Raw genomic sequence first — 14307 nt, forward strand, 5'->3', positions numbered from 1 at the left:
TTATAACTGCTAGGTTATTATGCGCATGCTTACCGCTGCTTGATTGGTAGCGCATCAAGATTGGCGGTTTAAACAAGCCAATCGTGCAACCAGGTCAGTCCAATGGACAAGCTAGTTGGTCAAAATAGCAGCATCAGTTTCATCTAGTTTATCTTTTATCACGGGGTCAGACTCAATCACTTGCACGGGCAGATAGCGTAATTGCAACTTGATGGGTAGATACTCAGGAAAATTGTCTACCATATCTTGGGTAATGACTGCCTCGATTTTACGGACATCGGTTGAGGTTGGTGTCGTCTCACCGCGTACGACTGCACGTACGACTTGATTCTCATCTGATGTGTCAAATTGAGTATTGGTCAGCACGTTGCCTTGATCGATAAAGTAGCTGTTGATGGCTTCTTTTACACTACTTTCAAACACCTGCTGCTTGGCATTGGTCTGTAGGTTGATGGTCAAATAGGTACCCAAACCACCCAGTAATAACAAAGTCACCGCGTTACGCTGCAAAAAAGTCAGATAGTTGTTTGATTTATAGTCGTTGTCGACCAAGCGGCGAAAACCCAAAACCCATAACACAAGTGCATTAGTAAACTGAATAGCAATGATGTTGGTTACTGCCAATAAAAGCGCACCAAATCCAAGCTGTAGCTCACCGTTAGCAAATAAAATACCACTAGCAGCAAGCGGTGGCACCAACGCAGTGGCTACTGCAACGCCGACTACCGCGACTGATAAATGCGGAGACACCATCGCATAGGCACCAGCCGTACCACCTGCCAATGCAATCATAAGATCCATAGAGGTGGGCTGGGTACGCGATAGTATTTCAGCGGTCAAGGGTTGGTCTTTGTGTAGCCAGCCAACGATGAATCCAACAACCAATACCAATGACACCCCCAGAAACACGGTGACTAGTGACTTACGTAGTAGGGGCATACGGTAGTCAATGATCGCTAACGCGACGCCAGTGATGGGACCTAGCATCATCGCAACCAGCATCGCACCAATTACGACCGCTGCCGAGTTGGTTACTAGACCATAGCTTGCGATGATGGCAGAGAGGATATTCATAATGAAGTACATTCTGCTGGGCAGCGCGTTGGCTTCAATCCTAACCCGCACCTCTGGATAATCTACTTTTTTGTTATTGAACTGCTCAGCGACAAACTGCTTATAAGACTCAAGCTTGGCTTCTTTTTCTTCCTGAACTTCTTCTTCATCGCTTTCGTGTTCTTTATGTTCATCTACATTGGGGCTGTTGTCTTGTTCCTCGTCCTGATCGTTACTTTGATTATTGTATTGATCATCGCTTTGCAAACTATCGTGCTCATGTACACTTTCATCTTTCAATGTATTATTCGTTTTCGCTTGACTGTCTGCTTGCTCATCAGAGCTGTCTACGGGTGCGTGTTGAGCATCGACAGTTAGGTCGTCGTCTGTTGATTCCGTTATGTCAGCATTTTTTTTGTCTTGAGCGCTCATCTCTGATGTATCAGTCGCATCTGACTGAAAGAAATCTGATTGGGATTCAGATGAGTCTTCAGGGTTCTGCTGTTTAGGATTGGACTGCTCAGAATTGGGCTTATTAGGGTTAGGCTGCTCAGAGTTGGACTGGGGCATAGGTTCAGTTGTCTCCAGCGTGGCTACCACTACATCTTCACTGATTGACTCTATCTTAACATTGGCTTCAGGGTTTTCAGCACAGGCTAGATCTTCATTTTCTAGTGCTTCTTGAGTCATGTTGGTCATTTCAGTGTCGCTTATCGCCGTATCCGCTACTGAATCAGTCAAAGCATCTTGATCGTTTTTAGGATCAGCATTGGCTGAAGTTTTATTCTGCTGAGCTGAGTCAGTAGATACGTTTTTTTTAGATGAGGTCATAACAGATAACTTTCTCAACGAATGAAGAAAGTCACTATTGTAATGATAAACGGACAAAGGTATAGGGGTTTTTTGCGATTAGGCAAAGGAGAGTATAGATAGGTAAGAGTGTGATAAAAGAGCAGTTTACTAACATGCATCTAAAACCTTAAAGCTAACATGGTTTTGAATAAAAGTCATCTGATATAGGTGATATAAGCATTCAGATTAAATACTTACTAAAATTGTGGAATTAAAGTATAAATAGATTATACCCACAAAAAAAGTAAGGATTAAATCATGAATTGGTCATTATTTGCTGTCATTTACATCATAGCAGGCACGGTCACCACAGGCGTTGTCATCATTGGTACGCTCATTATGGGGTTTGATGAGATCGCTCATATGCAAATAGCGGTCGCGGTGGGTGCTTTGGCTTCTATTCCTGTAACGATGTTCTTTGCCAAAAAAATTGGCAACATTACGGGTGATGAGGAAGGTTACGAGGCGTAGTTAATAATCAAGTCTACGGTTTGTAAGTGAAGAGCTGTGCTAAAACGCTTTGATTCTAAGGCAGCTCTACAACAAAGTGATTCTATAAAAGGCCGCTATATATAAGGCGACTATATGGAAAGTGATGTTATAAATAAGCAGAAAAACAAGTAGGTATAAAAAAGACCTCACGATGGAGGTCTTTTTGTCATGATTTTTATGATGGATTGGGATAGTCAATCAGACTTACTGAAGTTCGACAACCGCGCCATTTTCGACATTGGCATAAACCTCTAACACATCCCAGTTGGTCAAACGAACACAACCTGCTGATCCTTGGCGACTGATACCTTCAGGTACTGGTGAACCATGTAACCCATAAGAAGGCTTAGATAAGCCCATCCATACCACACCTACTGGATTGTTCGGTCCTGGTGCTATCATATGGACTTTCTTTTGAGTGCCTTCACCGACAGTTGACTTATACCAAGGCATTTTTACTTTATTGATGATCTTAAATGACCCTTTTGGTGACGGTGTGGCATCACTACCGACGGTCGTTGGGTAGGTAGCAACTAGCTTGTCACCGTTGTATGCATAAAGTGTCTTATCTGCTTTGTTGGCAACGATACGGTTGATACGTTGGTTGAGCTTGCCACGGTTGTTCAGTACGGTGATCGTCTCACCAACTTTGTACTCTTTATTTTTATTCAACTTATCAAGGTAGCGTACGTCCATATGGAAACGTTCACCTAGCATCTCTTTGATGTCTTGATAATACAAACCTTTCATTTTTGACTTGGCTTCTGAACCAGAAGGCGTGGTTGCAAAATTGGTATTAAGATCGTCTTCAGTCAGGGTATAAGTGACCAATACAGGTTTGGTTGCAGGAATATTTTTTACTAAGGCATCCCATGTTTTTTGATCCATTTTACCTGTCTTTGGCAAGCCTCTCATCGCTTGAAAGTTGACTAGAGCTTTTTTGCTGTTCATGCCCCAGCCACCATCAATAGGACCAGGAGATGCATGATTCCAATCAAGTAGTGCCTGTATTTTGATGGTCATTGCTGAGTTGACGTTCATGTTGGGTGACCAGACAGCACTATTCACTTGCTTAGCATAATTTGATAAGTTCAGTGTGGTGTGTCGTTTGCCATCTTTGTCTTCGATGCTTTTGATGGTTGGGTCATCACTGAAGTCTTGACGCTTTTCACTCTCTGGCAGCTCAAAAGCAAGCGGGTCAGATGAATTGATAGATGACAAATCACTAGGAGCAGCAACAGCTTGGCCTTCGGTTATATCATCATCACGGTCAGCTTGCTCATCTTTACGTGTCAATTCTGCAGCACTCATGTTATCTGCAGCCTTTGGCTCGCTTTTTGAGTCAATAAGCTGGGTCATACGATCAGCTGGCAAGCGACTGTCCAACGAGCTGCTACGATTTTCTTGTACATCCAAGCTCACCTTTTGGGCAAGGCTCGGCATCGTATCCGATGTGCGTACTGGCAATGTGCGAGTAGCATCAGCAGGCGCAGCCAATGCGGCAACGCTAGCACTTATGGTGGCAATAGATATAGCAGTAATAATAGGCTTTATTTTCATCATGTTGAATCACTTGTGGTTGCTACTAATGCGGCTATTATGCGCATAATTTGTCGCCATCGCAAACTTTTGACACATGTTTTTGTATTTAACGGTTGCCAAACGTCAGCTGCTGACGTATTCGCTACAGTTGGGTAATAATTTAACGAATATATGTATGGCATGGTGCGCTATTCTTACGCAAATGATCTGATACTAACCCTGTTTTTTGTTGCAGTAATAGTGACACTGATTGGCGCTATTAGGTGTTTACGTCTATAATGTAGGATTAAATTTTTGGTTAATAAACTGGCTTTTGGCAAAAAGCAGTTTTTAGCAAAAAGCAATTTAATCCGCTATGTAGTTAATCCATAAGGTGCGATATGTCAGAAGACCAAACAATGAGTGCAGAAGAGTTTCAAAACCAATACTTTAACGATGAGTCTGAGGGCTTAGACGGCGAGATGGAGTATGATTTAGAGACTGGACTTCTTGGTGAGCACGATGAATTTGCTAACCTACAAGCAGAGCTGAATGAAGCGCGTGAGCAGCTGGTAAGTATCCGCGACTTTATTCGTTTTTCGGTCACACAACTGCGTAACTATGATGTGGTCGTCGCGCAAGGCACTACAGATGAGTTTGCAGAAGCCTCAGCCATCGTATTGCATTCGCTATCGTTGGACTGGTCAGCCAATGAGCAAATTTTAGACTGCCGTTTGACCACGTCAGAGAAGCAGGCAGTACTTGGATTATTAGAAGAGCGTATCGCTGAACGTAAGCCATTGAGTTATCTGATTAACTTATCGTACTTTTGTGATTTGCCTTTTTATGTGGATGAGCGTGTCCTTATCCCTCGCTCGCCAATCGCAGAGTTGATTCGCCAGCAGTTCCATCCATACTTTGATGTGACTGAACTTGCCAAGCCTCTAGGCGTTAGTCCAAATGAGCAGTCAGCGGTGTTTTATGACCATGGTTTAGACGTGAAGCAGTTGTCACAGCCTGAGCGTATCTTGGATCTGTGTACTGGTTCTGCTTGTATCGCCATTGCGCTTGCGACCCGTTTCGTCGATGCATTGGTTGATGCAGTCGATATCGATAAGGGCGCATTAGAAGTAGCCATGGTCAATGTCGATCATCATGACCTTGGACATCAAGTCAACGTAATTGAGTCAGATCTGTTTGCTAAGATACCTGCTGAGAACCAGTATGAGCTTATCGTCACCAATCCGCCATATGTCGATGCCGCTATCATGGCAGATTTGCCTCCTGAGTTTTTGTATGAGCCTGAGCATGCGCTAGCCGCGGGTCAAGACGGTTTGGATTTGGTGCATCGCATCTTGTTTGAAGCGCCAGATTATCTGAGTCCAGAAGGGTTATTGATCTGTGAGGTGGGTGACAGCGAATGGGCACTAAAACAAGCTTATCCTGAAATCCAGTTCGATTGGTTAAAGTTCGCTCATGGCGGACATGGGGTGTTTGCTATCACTTATGATGAGCTGGTATCACATCGTCAACTGTTTGCCTCTTTTGTTCAACTATTGGACAGTATCCAATAGTCAGCCATTAGGTTGTATGGATATCGGTTGTATGAGTGAATGCGCTAAACAATAACAGCTGATATCCGTAATCGACATCTGTACTCGAGAATTATAAGCACTAATCATAAAAGATGGATCAAATAGTCATCAGTAACGTTTACTTGTTTAGGGATAGTTATGGCAGGCAATAGTATTGGGCAGGTTTTTACGGTTACCACTTGCGGTGAGTCGCATGGCGCAGGCCTTATGGCGATTGTTGACGGTGTGCCACCAGGTTTGGCGTTATCTGCAGAAGATTTGCAAGTAGACTTGGATCGCCGCAAGCCAGGATCGTCTAAGTACTCAACCCAGCGCCGCGAGTCTGATGAAGTCGAAATCATCTCTGGTGTTTTCGAGGGCAAAACCACGGGGACGTCTATCGGTCTATTGATTCGTAATACCAATCAAAAATCAAAAGACTATAGCGATATCAAAGATACCTTCCGCCCTGGACATGCTGACTATACTTATAGTATGAAATATGGCTTCCGTGATTATCGCGGTGGTGGACGCTCGTCGGCGCGTGAGACTGCCATGCGTGTGGCAGCGGGTGCTATTGCAAAGAAATACTTGCAAGAACGTCTGGGCGTACAAATTCGTGGTCACGTGACCCAAATCGGTAGTGAGTACAGTAATGTCCTAGAGCCCAGCCAAATCGATTGGGCGTTCGTAAATAGCAATCCGTTCTTTTGTGCTGATAAAGAAGCGATTGGCCGTTTTGAAACCTTGATTGATAACTTGCGCCGCGAAGGGACCAGTTGCGGTGCCCGTCTTGAAGTCATTGCAAGCGGTGTACCCGTAGGTTTGGGCGAACCAGTGTTCGATCGTTTAGATGCCGATATCGCGCATGCGATGATGAGTATTAATGCGGTCAAAGGGGTTGAGATTGGTGATGGTATGGACGTGGCAGGTCAATTCGGACATAGTGCTCGTGATGAGCTGACGCCAGATGGGTTTGCGGCCAATCATGCAGGTGGTATCTTGGGCGGTATCTCATCAGGGCAAGATATCCGTGTGAGTATTGCGCTAAAACCAACGTCTAGTATTACCACGGCTGGTAAGAGTATCAATACGCAAGGCGAGGCAGTCGATATGCTGACTAAAGGTCGCCATGACCCATGCGTTGGTGTACGTGCGACGCCCATCGCAGAGGCGATGCTAGCAATTGTAGTGCTCGATCACTATCTGCGTCACCGCGGTCAAAACGCGGACGTGAAACCACCAGTGCAATCAATCACCTAGTATTTCCGTCGTAGAGTAATCAGCCCTTCATCGTTTTTAGTATTCAATTACTAGAGGCGATAAAGGGCTTTTTTGTGGCTCGTTATAATATCGATTATGTTTAAATACATTCAGCGTGTTGAGCTGTCAAAGTATTAGGCTGCTAATTTATAATCATTAATAGACACACATTGTTGATGCCGAAAAATCAGTAATAACCGCTGACTGGGAATTGCTAACCAGTGCCCAAAATCAATGCTACTCAGCCCTTGGTTTGATAATATCTCTATACAATGATAACGGCTATGACCTACTAAATCTCTAATAGTAAGGCTGTCAGTGAGTAATTTTGCCATTTGTTATCTTCTCCTAATTTGCTTTACGAATTTGGCTGTTCAACAGCCTATAGCGCTATCGTAAAATGAAGAGATAGAAATCATATGCAGTCATGATGGAAAATTGATGAACTGCCGTGAATGTCTAGTTCTAAGCCAATGGTAGGCTGATACTAACAATGACGCCAGAACGTTGCTTTTGATGGGTGCTGAGTTTACTAGCACTAGCTTTACTCTTGTCGGCATGGGTGTTGTTAATAGTGACTTGACCACCGTGATGTTCGATGACTTGTTTTACCAAAGTCAGTCCAAGCCCCGTACCTTTTTTGAGCGTACTACCAGCGTTAGTAGCCGGTTTTGATTCAGCGGTTTGGTAAGTGGGTTGGCTCTGATGCGATAAGCTAAAATAACGCTCAAATGCTTTTGCGACAGCATATTCGGGTAGCAGTTTACCATCATTAAATATGTCGATAGTTACCATCCGCGCTGTACCATGCAAAGAAATCTCAACAATGCTGTCAGCAAAATGAATGGCATTATCTAGTACGTTCTGTAGCACTTGTATCAACCAAAACTCATCAGCGAACACGCTAGTAGACGCTAAGATATCTGCTGGCAAGTCTATGTTGTTGGTCACTTGCTCATTATCAATATAGATATTAATAGGTTTAAGGTTCTGCTGCTGCTGTTTAGCCGTATTGTCTTTTATCAGGCTCTGCAATAACGGAAATAGGGACGTTGGCTGACGATTGAGCTTAAAGGTAGGCTGCTCCACTTTAGCAAGTAATAGCAGTCGATCGATAAGCTGCTGCATTTTTATGCTTTGTTCACCTATCGTCTCGATGAGCATCTGCCGATCATCATGATCAAGGGCGTTTCCATCCATGCCATCATCCTCTAATAGCTCACCACTGGCGCGTATCGCAGTCAGCGGGCTTTTTAGCTCGTGGGTCAACGTATGCACATAGTCAGTGACGTAAGCACGATTCTCCAAGCGATGTTTCATGGACTCGATTGTGTCTGTTAGGCTATTTAGTTCATGACCGAGATAAAAGTAGGGCTTTTTGGTGTCTTCTGCCAGTGCGCTGGTATATTGGGTGACTAAGGTGATGCTTTGTTTGAGCCACCATGCTACTAGTCCTGCCAGAATAAGGGCTGCGATGCTCATAAATAGCGCGGTGATTAGCATGCGATTACGCGTATCGTCTAAGTAGGGCAATATGCTAGCGACAGGCTTGCCGACACTGACCACGCCCATAATGTCACCAGATGCGTTTTTTATTGGTTGTGCCACATACATGACCGAACCATCATGCCGCTGGTAATCTTTTAGCGTACTTCTTGCGCCGTACTGACCTCTTAGTGTGAGGTAGACATCGTTCCAGCGTCCGTAATTTTGCCCTTCGTTATTATCAGGTTTGGGGAGCGAATCGTAAATGACCTTGCCGCTACTGTCTGTCACATATACTCGAAAGCTGGTATGGTTTTTGGTCTGGTAGACAGGGTCCAGACTAACGTCAGTCGTTGACATAGCAACAAACGCAGCATCAAGCTGCGCCTGGTAAGCTTCATCATAAAGCTGACCTGTAGATAGAGGCACCTGTAGACTAGCAGCAAGTAATTTACTGGTGTCTAGTAGGGTATCTTCAATGACTTGCTGTGCAGTGGGCTTGACGTAGCCAAATAACTGAGTAAAGGCAACCACACCGCAGACAATGAGTACCAAAGCGACCGCCAACCAAATTCTAAAGAATATACTCAGGTTAAGCAGTCGCTTGCGTTTAGGGACTTGCTGCGCAGTACCAATAGGGTGCAGTTTGGCATACCAATTGCTTTGATCATCGTTGATGTGGTGATCGCGATTGATGTCACTATTACTATCACTACGGTTATCGGCTTTGTGATTCATAGGTTCAAAGCCATTATCAAGCAGGACATAGTGCGTAACCCAGTCCGCGATGTGTGTGAATCACATCGATACTCGCATCGACGGTCGCCAACTGCTTACGAATCGACTTAACATGACTGTCAATCGTGCGCGCCAAGCGATGATCGGGATAGTCGCTTACTGCATTAAGCAGTTGCTCACGACTAAAGACTTGGTTCGGTGCTTGTAATAATGACAGTAAGATTTTGCGCTCGGTGTTACTAAGCTCAAGCTTTTGTTCTTGCCATCTCAATGAGTAATTAAGCGGCTGATAGTGCCAAACACCAGATTGATTCTCGAACGTCAGTGCCTGCCCAGTTAGGTTGCTTGCGGGCGTGTTTTCAACTTTGTCATTAGTTGTATAAGATTCAGACTGCTGAACCAGTAACTGCTCACGTCGCCAGATAGCCTTTAAGCGTGCAACCAATTCACGTGGACTAAAGGGCTTGGCACAATAGTCATCACCGCCCATCTCCAACCCCAAAATACGATCGACCTCATCGCTACGTGCAGTCAAAAACACGATAGGTAAATCTTTTAGCGTATCGATATCAGTTGCATGACGTATTTGTTGGCACAGACTCAAGCCATCACCATCTGGCAGACCGACATCCATAATAATCGCCGATAGGTCGCGAGCCTTATCACTGTGCAGCATGGGTAACACGCTACTGGCATTATCTAACCATGTCATATTCCAGCCTTCACGCTTGCAAGTCACTTTGAGTGACATGGCAATAGCAGGATCATCTTCTACCAGTAAAATATGGGTCATAGTCTCTACATCGTCTTATAATCTTATTAAATTATCGTAGCACAAAAGCGTATGTTGCTATTGCTGCCATGAGTTAAATGGTGTGAAAAGTTAATGGAAAAGGGAGGTGCTAAGTAAACCGTTTATGATGTTACTCCCTTAATGCATTCAACAAAAAAGGCCAGCTCAATGAACAAGCTGACCGTGGTAATAAAAACTAAACGTGATTGTTTATTAATGGACTAAGCGAAAACCTATTTAAGACCTTTGCAGTTGGCATAGTAACTCACTGTAGCAGGCCAGTCCGAAAAAATACCCTGAACACCAACGTCTTGTGCTAGTACGTCAATATAATTCATCATGTCACCATCATTATTGATGGCATCGTCAAGACCGCTATAGTACCAATCACCACCATTCGTTAACGGTCCTGAGCGTTCTATTGACCACGTAATAATGTTGAGACCATTAGCCTTGGCTTGTTTTGCGTATTCTGATGGTTGCATATCTCCCTTACCATCAGTAGTGACCAATAGCCAAAGCGCTGGTGCAATGGTGTTGATACCACGTGCTTTGATATCAGCCAATGAATGTTTCCAAGTGGCTGCGTCATCTTTATCAAATGTTTTATCGTCAGCGGTCTCGTTGCTGTCATCTATAAGATAGACGGCGTTAGCGCCATAAGCTGGCTCTTTTTTGATCCAGTAATCAAGATCTTCTATATTGAATGACTGAGCAAACACATCGCTTGCAGGTACGTTGGCAGCTTTATAAGTGTCTATCAGCTGTTGGCGATAGTCATCTAAACGATAGTCATTAAACGGCATAGCTACTGCAGGCGCTTTTAGCTCAGGTGTGTGCTTCATACCCAGCTGGCGTGCCAATGCGATATGCTCTTTTAACGTCATCACCTTGCCGTTTTGTGAGTACAAATCCGTTCGCCAAGGCGCGGTTGCATTCATATATTCACTAATGCTGGTTGCTTCTTTATTGGCGGCATCCATTTTACCTGTCAAGGTTTTAAACTCAGCACCGCTAATATCTGAGGTTCGGCATTCGATACTGCCAGCATTGGTAAGTTTACCTTTAGCATCTAAGATGGGCGGTACGGTACATTGGTTAGCCAGCGGCGTGGTCAAAATATTAGTAGTGGTGTGCAAATCGTTTTGGGCATGACGACAGACAAGCTCACCGTCATTGGTAAACGCTACATCACATTCCAAGATGCCAGCACCCATTTGCGCTGACGCCACGTAGCTGTCATAGGTATGTTCAGGAAGTTGTAATGGCGCACCTCGATGGGCAATAGAGAAGTCAGTCTTACTTGGCAGTTGCCTTCTGCAGGCCTGTAGCTCTTCTTTTAGTGGTCCCTCGTCCATATCATTTATCAGGTAAAATGGACGCACGCCATAGGTATATGCAACAGGTGAGGAAGATTGCGGTTGCGTCGTCGATGAAGGGGCTTTTGATGTGAGCATTGAGCGGCTATCGGCAGTGCAACCTACTATCAATAATGAGCTGATCAGCGTTAAAGGTAAGGCGAGATTAATCTTATTAACCTTGGCCGGCGTCTGCTTACTCAGCTCAAGCGCTGATTTATCAGAAATTGTCATGTAAAATGTTCCTGCAAAATTATAAAAATCCCATCGGTTATATGGATAGGAATTAAAAAAATAACGTTTTGCTAAAAAGCACTAAAGTCAATGTATTCTTGTAAAAGCTTAACCGTGTAAAAATTTAGCATTAATGCGGACACTATTGTAGGCAAGTGTACTAAAGAATAGACAGTTAACAGTATTCAAGCTTGATAGTATTGAACCTATCGGTCTTAAGATTATATGTGTCTTTTTCTAGGGTTCACATTTTTGCTATGGTCTGTTTCATGCTGCACTATTGACCACACTCCCAAACTAACAGATGATATTGACCATATAATGACACTCACATTATTTTGGCAAACAACATAGAAATGCTTCGGGCATATCTCACTACATTATTAAGGATAACTATGAGTAACTATCTAGACGCAGTCGTCGTTGAGCACAATCCCTCTCAAAAAAAGATAGATCGCGCAGTGATTTGGCTGCATGGCTTAGGTGCTAGCGGTCATGATTTTGAGCCAGTGGTACCGCAGCTTGGACTGGCTGATGATATGGCAGTACGTTTTATCTTCCCACATGCACCTAAACGCCCAGTCACGGTAAATGGCGGCATGGTGATGCCAGCATGGTACGACATCATAGAGATGAGTCTGGAGCGTAAAGTAGATGTGGCTCAGATTGAAGAGTCTGCTCAGCAGATACAAGATTTGATCAGTCGTGAGATAGAGCGCGGCGTTTTACCAGAGCATATCGTTATTGCAGGGTTTTCGCAGGGCGGGGCAGTGGCATATCACGTGGCACTTGGCTATCCAGAACGTTTGGCTGGCTTGATGACGCTCTCTACCTACTTAGCGACCAATGATAATATTGAGTATAGTGCCGCGAACAAAGACATGCCCATTTTGATTGAGCATGGTTCTCATGATCCAGTCGTGCCTGTCATCCTAGGTGAGCAAGCACAGCAGTTATTGTCAGCAAAGGACTATAATGTGTCTTACAATACGTATCCGATGGCACATCAAGTTTGTATGCCGCAGATTCAAAATATTGGTCAGTGGTTAAATACGGTTTTGGCGTAAATTATTAAGCTGTAACGTAATGTAATGCAAGTCTACTATAGGTTGAAAACCTGCCTGATGTTCCTATATAATAAGCGACCTTATTGGGGATGTTCTGGCTTCGACGCTGGTGATGAAACTCAATGATGCATGTCGAGAGTGTATGTCCTCTCGTTAATCAAACATATATTGTTATAGTCGCAAACGACGAAACTTACGCTCTAGCAGCATAAACCCTGCTTACTTAGTTGCTGATCACCTACAGTTGGTTAACTAAGTTGAAGCGTCCGCATGTAGGCTCGCCACAAGGGATTGTCTCAATCGCTTGGGTTCAAAAGTAGAGAATCGTCCAATCCATCCTGACTGTCGGATCGGTGCGGACTAAAATTAAAGACAGAAACTAAACATGTAGATTCATGAGCGTAATGCTGGCGGACGCGGGTTCAACTCCCGCCATCTCCACCAAATATTGATAAAGGGCTGACAGTCTATGACGGTCAGCCCTTTATTTTGGGCGTTTTTTGGGTTTTAATTTCTATCTCGTCCTATGATGCTCTATATAGAATGTTGGTATTACTAGTGGTACCGAATATTATAAATCTGCTCAATATTAACAAAAATAGTTCGACCCTCCCACGCCATCCAGTCATCAAATCGCATAGTTTCTGGTCTAATAAATCCTGTCAGTTGTACCATTTTAATCAACGAAATCTCTATCTTAAGTAATGAGATTTGCGCTCTAATACGCCCATTCAAAACTTCTGAGTCTAAAAAATATATTGCAGAAAGTGAATTTATAGGTAAAGTAGAGACTCAACGGGTCATATTTTAAGGATTAGAGATGATTATCGAACTACAAGGAAGTAGGTTGACACAAGCGATCCTAGAACGCAGCGATACCGGTGTATGGTGTGCTGTGAGCAATGTTAATGACGATCATGCGATGGCAACTATCGATAATGGGTATTACGAATTATTGGTCACTATCGTATCTTTTGAACAAGATAAGTTTGTCTGTGATCAAGGCAATTTATGGCGCTATGCTGTACCGATTAAAAAAGTTGAGCTTACTCAGGATGAAGTAGGACTGTAAGCAGTTATTGTCTAAAACAGTTGGACCTTGTGGGTCTGAGCATCAGCATTTATAGTCATTCAACGATGCGCTTGGACTATTATAGTCGCTTCTTTAACGGTTAATTGTATGTCATGATGTTTATGTAGAATAACAATGGCACGCATAAAACAGTTAGGACATCGGAACTCTAAGATATATTCAGGTGGCTGCTCCTATTATCCCAATTGTTTAACTGAACAATCATATTCATCGTAGGAGTCATCATTATGGATAGGGGAGTTGTAGGAAGCGAGTTGACCCGTTCAATGCTTAAGAATGGTCACCAAGAAGTATGGTGTGCAGTGAGCGACATAAGCGATGAAGATGCGTTAGATGACCAAGCGGATAACGATTTTACAGCTTGTATTGTAAATTTTGAAGAGGGACAGTTTTATTGTAATGCTGATAGGACGTGGCTTTATGCTGTGCCAATCGAGATAAGTGAACTGACACAAGATGAAGCTGGTTTCTGAGTAATAGACATAAGTCAGATAGTTGTTGATGAGAGTCATTTGTAGTGATATATTTTCGATTATATTGCGCAACTATTGAGGGTGTTATGATGAAATTGTGGTCAGCGTTTATTGTATCGTTATTACTCATGGCACCCGCCATGCAGGCGAATGCTCAGAATAAGCCATGCTCTGGTAAAATGGGCGGTGTGTCTCATTGCGAAGGTGGCAAGTTCGTGTGTAAGAATGGCAAAATTAGCCAGTCGAAGAGAGTATGTAATGGCTAATAACGCAAACACATTTCGGCATCGTCTGTTATCTTTGTAATTAAA

The 14307-nt window shown here is 43.6% G+C and carries 13 protein-coding genes and 1 other RNA gene; 8 read left to right on the forward strand and 6 right to left on the reverse strand.

The features are described 5' to 3' along the window. Positions 1-111: 111 nt before the first annotated feature. The gene (locus AC5JPT_RS00190) at positions 112-1884 is read right to left on the reverse strand and encodes a TIGR00341 family protein (RefSeq protein ID WP_493856628.1); all 1773 of its coding nucleotides are present in this window, start codon (positions 1882-1884) and stop codon (positions 112-114) included. Between the two features lie 279 nt (positions 1885-2163). Here AC5JPT_RS00190 and AC5JPT_RS00195 point away from each other — a divergent pair, with 279 nt between their 5' ends. After that, positions 2164-2376 carry a hypothetical protein gene (locus tag AC5JPT_RS00195; RefSeq protein WP_443524476.1) on the forward strand — a complete coding sequence of 71 codons (213 nt, stop codon included), beginning with the start codon at positions 2164-2166 and terminating at the stop codon, positions 2374-2376. Positions 2377-2601: 225 nt separating this feature from the next. On the opposite strand, the gene AC5JPT_RS00200 is transcribed toward AC5JPT_RS00195, so the two are convergent. After that, positions 2602-3960 carry a L,D-transpeptidase family protein gene (locus tag AC5JPT_RS00200; protein WP_493856629.1) on the reverse strand — a complete coding sequence of 453 codons (1359 nt, stop codon included), beginning with the start codon at positions 3958-3960 and terminating at the stop codon, positions 2602-2604. A gap of 359 nt (positions 3961-4319) precedes the next feature. Between AC5JPT_RS00200 and prmB the strand changes: the two genes are divergently transcribed. Beyond that, positions 4320-5492, forward strand: coding sequence for a 50S ribosomal protein L3 N(5)-glutamine methyltransferase (gene prmB, locus AC5JPT_RS00205; RefSeq protein ID WP_319050120.1), 1173 nt, complete (start codon positions 4320-4322; stop codon positions 5490-5492). A 159-nt stretch (positions 5493-5651) separates the two neighbouring features. Further along, positions 5652-6755 carry a chorismate synthase gene (gene aroC / locus AC5JPT_RS00210; protein WP_493856630.1) on the forward strand — a complete coding sequence of 368 codons (1104 nt, stop codon included), beginning with the start codon at positions 5652-5654 and terminating at the stop codon, positions 6753-6755. Positions 6756-6889: 134 nt separating this feature from the next. Here aroC and AC5JPT_RS00215 read toward each other — a convergent pair whose 3' ends face one another. The 4 genes from AC5JPT_RS00215 to AC5JPT_RS00230 all read right to left on the reverse strand — a co-directional run bounded on the left by AC5JPT_RS00215 (position 6890) and on the right by AC5JPT_RS00230 (position 11363). Next, the gene (locus tag AC5JPT_RS00215; protein ID WP_493856631.1) at positions 6890-7090 is read right to left on the reverse strand and encodes a hypothetical protein; all 201 of its coding nucleotides are present in this window, start codon (positions 7088-7090) and stop codon (positions 6890-6892) included. Between the two features lie 130 nt (positions 7091-7220). After that, positions 7221-8978, reverse strand: coding sequence for a two-component system sensor histidine kinase CreC (gene creC, locus AC5JPT_RS00220; RefSeq protein ID WP_493856632.1), 1758 nt, complete (start codon positions 8976-8978; stop codon positions 7221-7223). A gap of 16 nt (positions 8979-8994) precedes the next feature. Then, complete coding sequence (locus AC5JPT_RS00225; RefSeq protein ID WP_493856633.1) at positions 8995-9771, reverse strand: response regulator; 777 nt, start codon at positions 9769-9771, stop codon at positions 8995-8997. 233 nt (positions 9772-10004) lie between these two features. Further along, positions 10005-11363 carry a glycerophosphodiester phosphodiesterase family protein gene (locus AC5JPT_RS00230; RefSeq protein WP_493856634.1) on the reverse strand — a complete coding sequence of 453 codons (1359 nt, stop codon included), beginning with the start codon at positions 11361-11363 and terminating at the stop codon, positions 10005-10007. Between the two features lie 395 nt (positions 11364-11758). Here AC5JPT_RS00230 and AC5JPT_RS00235 point away from each other — a divergent pair, with 395 nt between their 5' ends. The 5 genes from AC5JPT_RS00235 (at position 11759) to AC5JPT_RS00255 (ending at position 14262) form a co-directional block, all read left to right on the forward strand. After that, a complete protein-coding gene (locus AC5JPT_RS00235; protein WP_443524463.1) occupies positions 11759-12430 on the forward strand; it encodes an alpha/beta hydrolase in 672 nt (223 codons plus the stop codon). 85 nt (positions 12431-12515) lie between these two features. Then, positions 12516-12874, forward strand: a transfer-messenger RNA (tmRNA) gene (gene ssrA, locus AC5JPT_RS00240). 376 nt (positions 12875-13250) lie between these two features. Beyond that, the gene (locus tag AC5JPT_RS00245; protein ID WP_443524461.1) at positions 13251-13502 is read left to right on the forward strand and encodes a hypothetical protein; all 252 of its coding nucleotides are present in this window, start codon (positions 13251-13253) and stop codon (positions 13500-13502) included. A 248-nt stretch (positions 13503-13750) separates the two neighbouring features. Beyond that, a complete protein-coding gene (locus tag AC5JPT_RS00250) occupies positions 13751-13996 on the forward strand; it encodes a hypothetical protein (protein ID WP_443524460.1) in 246 nt (81 codons plus the stop codon). A gap of 86 nt (positions 13997-14082) precedes the next feature. Next, positions 14083-14262 (forward strand): YdcA family protein, encoded by a 180-nt coding sequence (locus AC5JPT_RS00255; RefSeq protein ID WP_493856635.1) that lies wholly within the window; start codon positions 14083-14085, stop codon positions 14260-14262. Positions 14263-14307 lie beyond the last annotated feature (45 nt).

Source organism: Psychrobacter sp. H26 (assembly GCF_059073035.1).

Coding starts and splice junctions, on each gene's coding strand:
- AC5JPT_RS00190 (WP_493856628.1), bottom strand. CDS start 1,884: ATGACCTCATCTAAAAAAAACGTATCTACTGACTCAGCTCAGCAGAAT.
- AC5JPT_RS00195 (WP_443524476.1), top strand. CDS start 2,164: ATGAATTGGTCATTATTTGCTGTCATTTACATCATAGCAGGCACGGTC.
- AC5JPT_RS00200 (WP_493856629.1), bottom strand. CDS start 3,960: ATGATGAAAATAAAGCCTATTATTACTGCTATATCTATTGCCACCATA.
- prmB (WP_319050120.1), top strand. CDS start 4,320: ATGTCAGAAGACCAAACAATGAGTGCAGAAGAGTTTCAAAACCAATAC.
- aroC (WP_493856630.1), top strand. CDS start 5,652: ATGGCAGGCAATAGTATTGGGCAGGTTTTTACGGTTACCACTTGCGGT.
- AC5JPT_RS00215 (WP_493856631.1), bottom strand. CDS start 7,090: ATGGCAAAATTACTCACTGACAGCCTTACTATTAGAGATTTAGTAGGT.
- creC (WP_493856632.1), bottom strand. CDS start 8,978: ATGAATCACAAAGCCGATAACCGTAGTGATAGTAATAGTGACATCAAT.
- AC5JPT_RS00225 (WP_493856633.1), bottom strand. CDS start 9,771: ATGACCCATATTTTACTGGTAGAAGATGATCCTGCTATTGCCATGTCA.
- AC5JPT_RS00230 (WP_493856634.1), bottom strand. CDS start 11,363: ATGACAATTTCTGATAAATCAGCGCTTGAGCTGAGTAAGCAGACGCCG.
- AC5JPT_RS00235 (WP_443524463.1), top strand. CDS start 11,759: ATGAGTAACTATCTAGACGCAGTCGTCGTTGAGCACAATCCCTCTCAA.
- AC5JPT_RS00245 (WP_443524461.1), top strand. CDS start 13,251: ATGATTATCGAACTACAAGGAAGTAGGTTGACACAAGCGATCCTAGAA.
- AC5JPT_RS00250 (WP_443524460.1), top strand. CDS start 13,751: ATGGATAGGGGAGTTGTAGGAAGCGAGTTGACCCGTTCAATGCTTAAG.
- AC5JPT_RS00255 (WP_493856635.1), top strand. CDS start 14,083: ATGATGAAATTGTGGTCAGCGTTTATTGTATCGTTATTACTCATGGCA.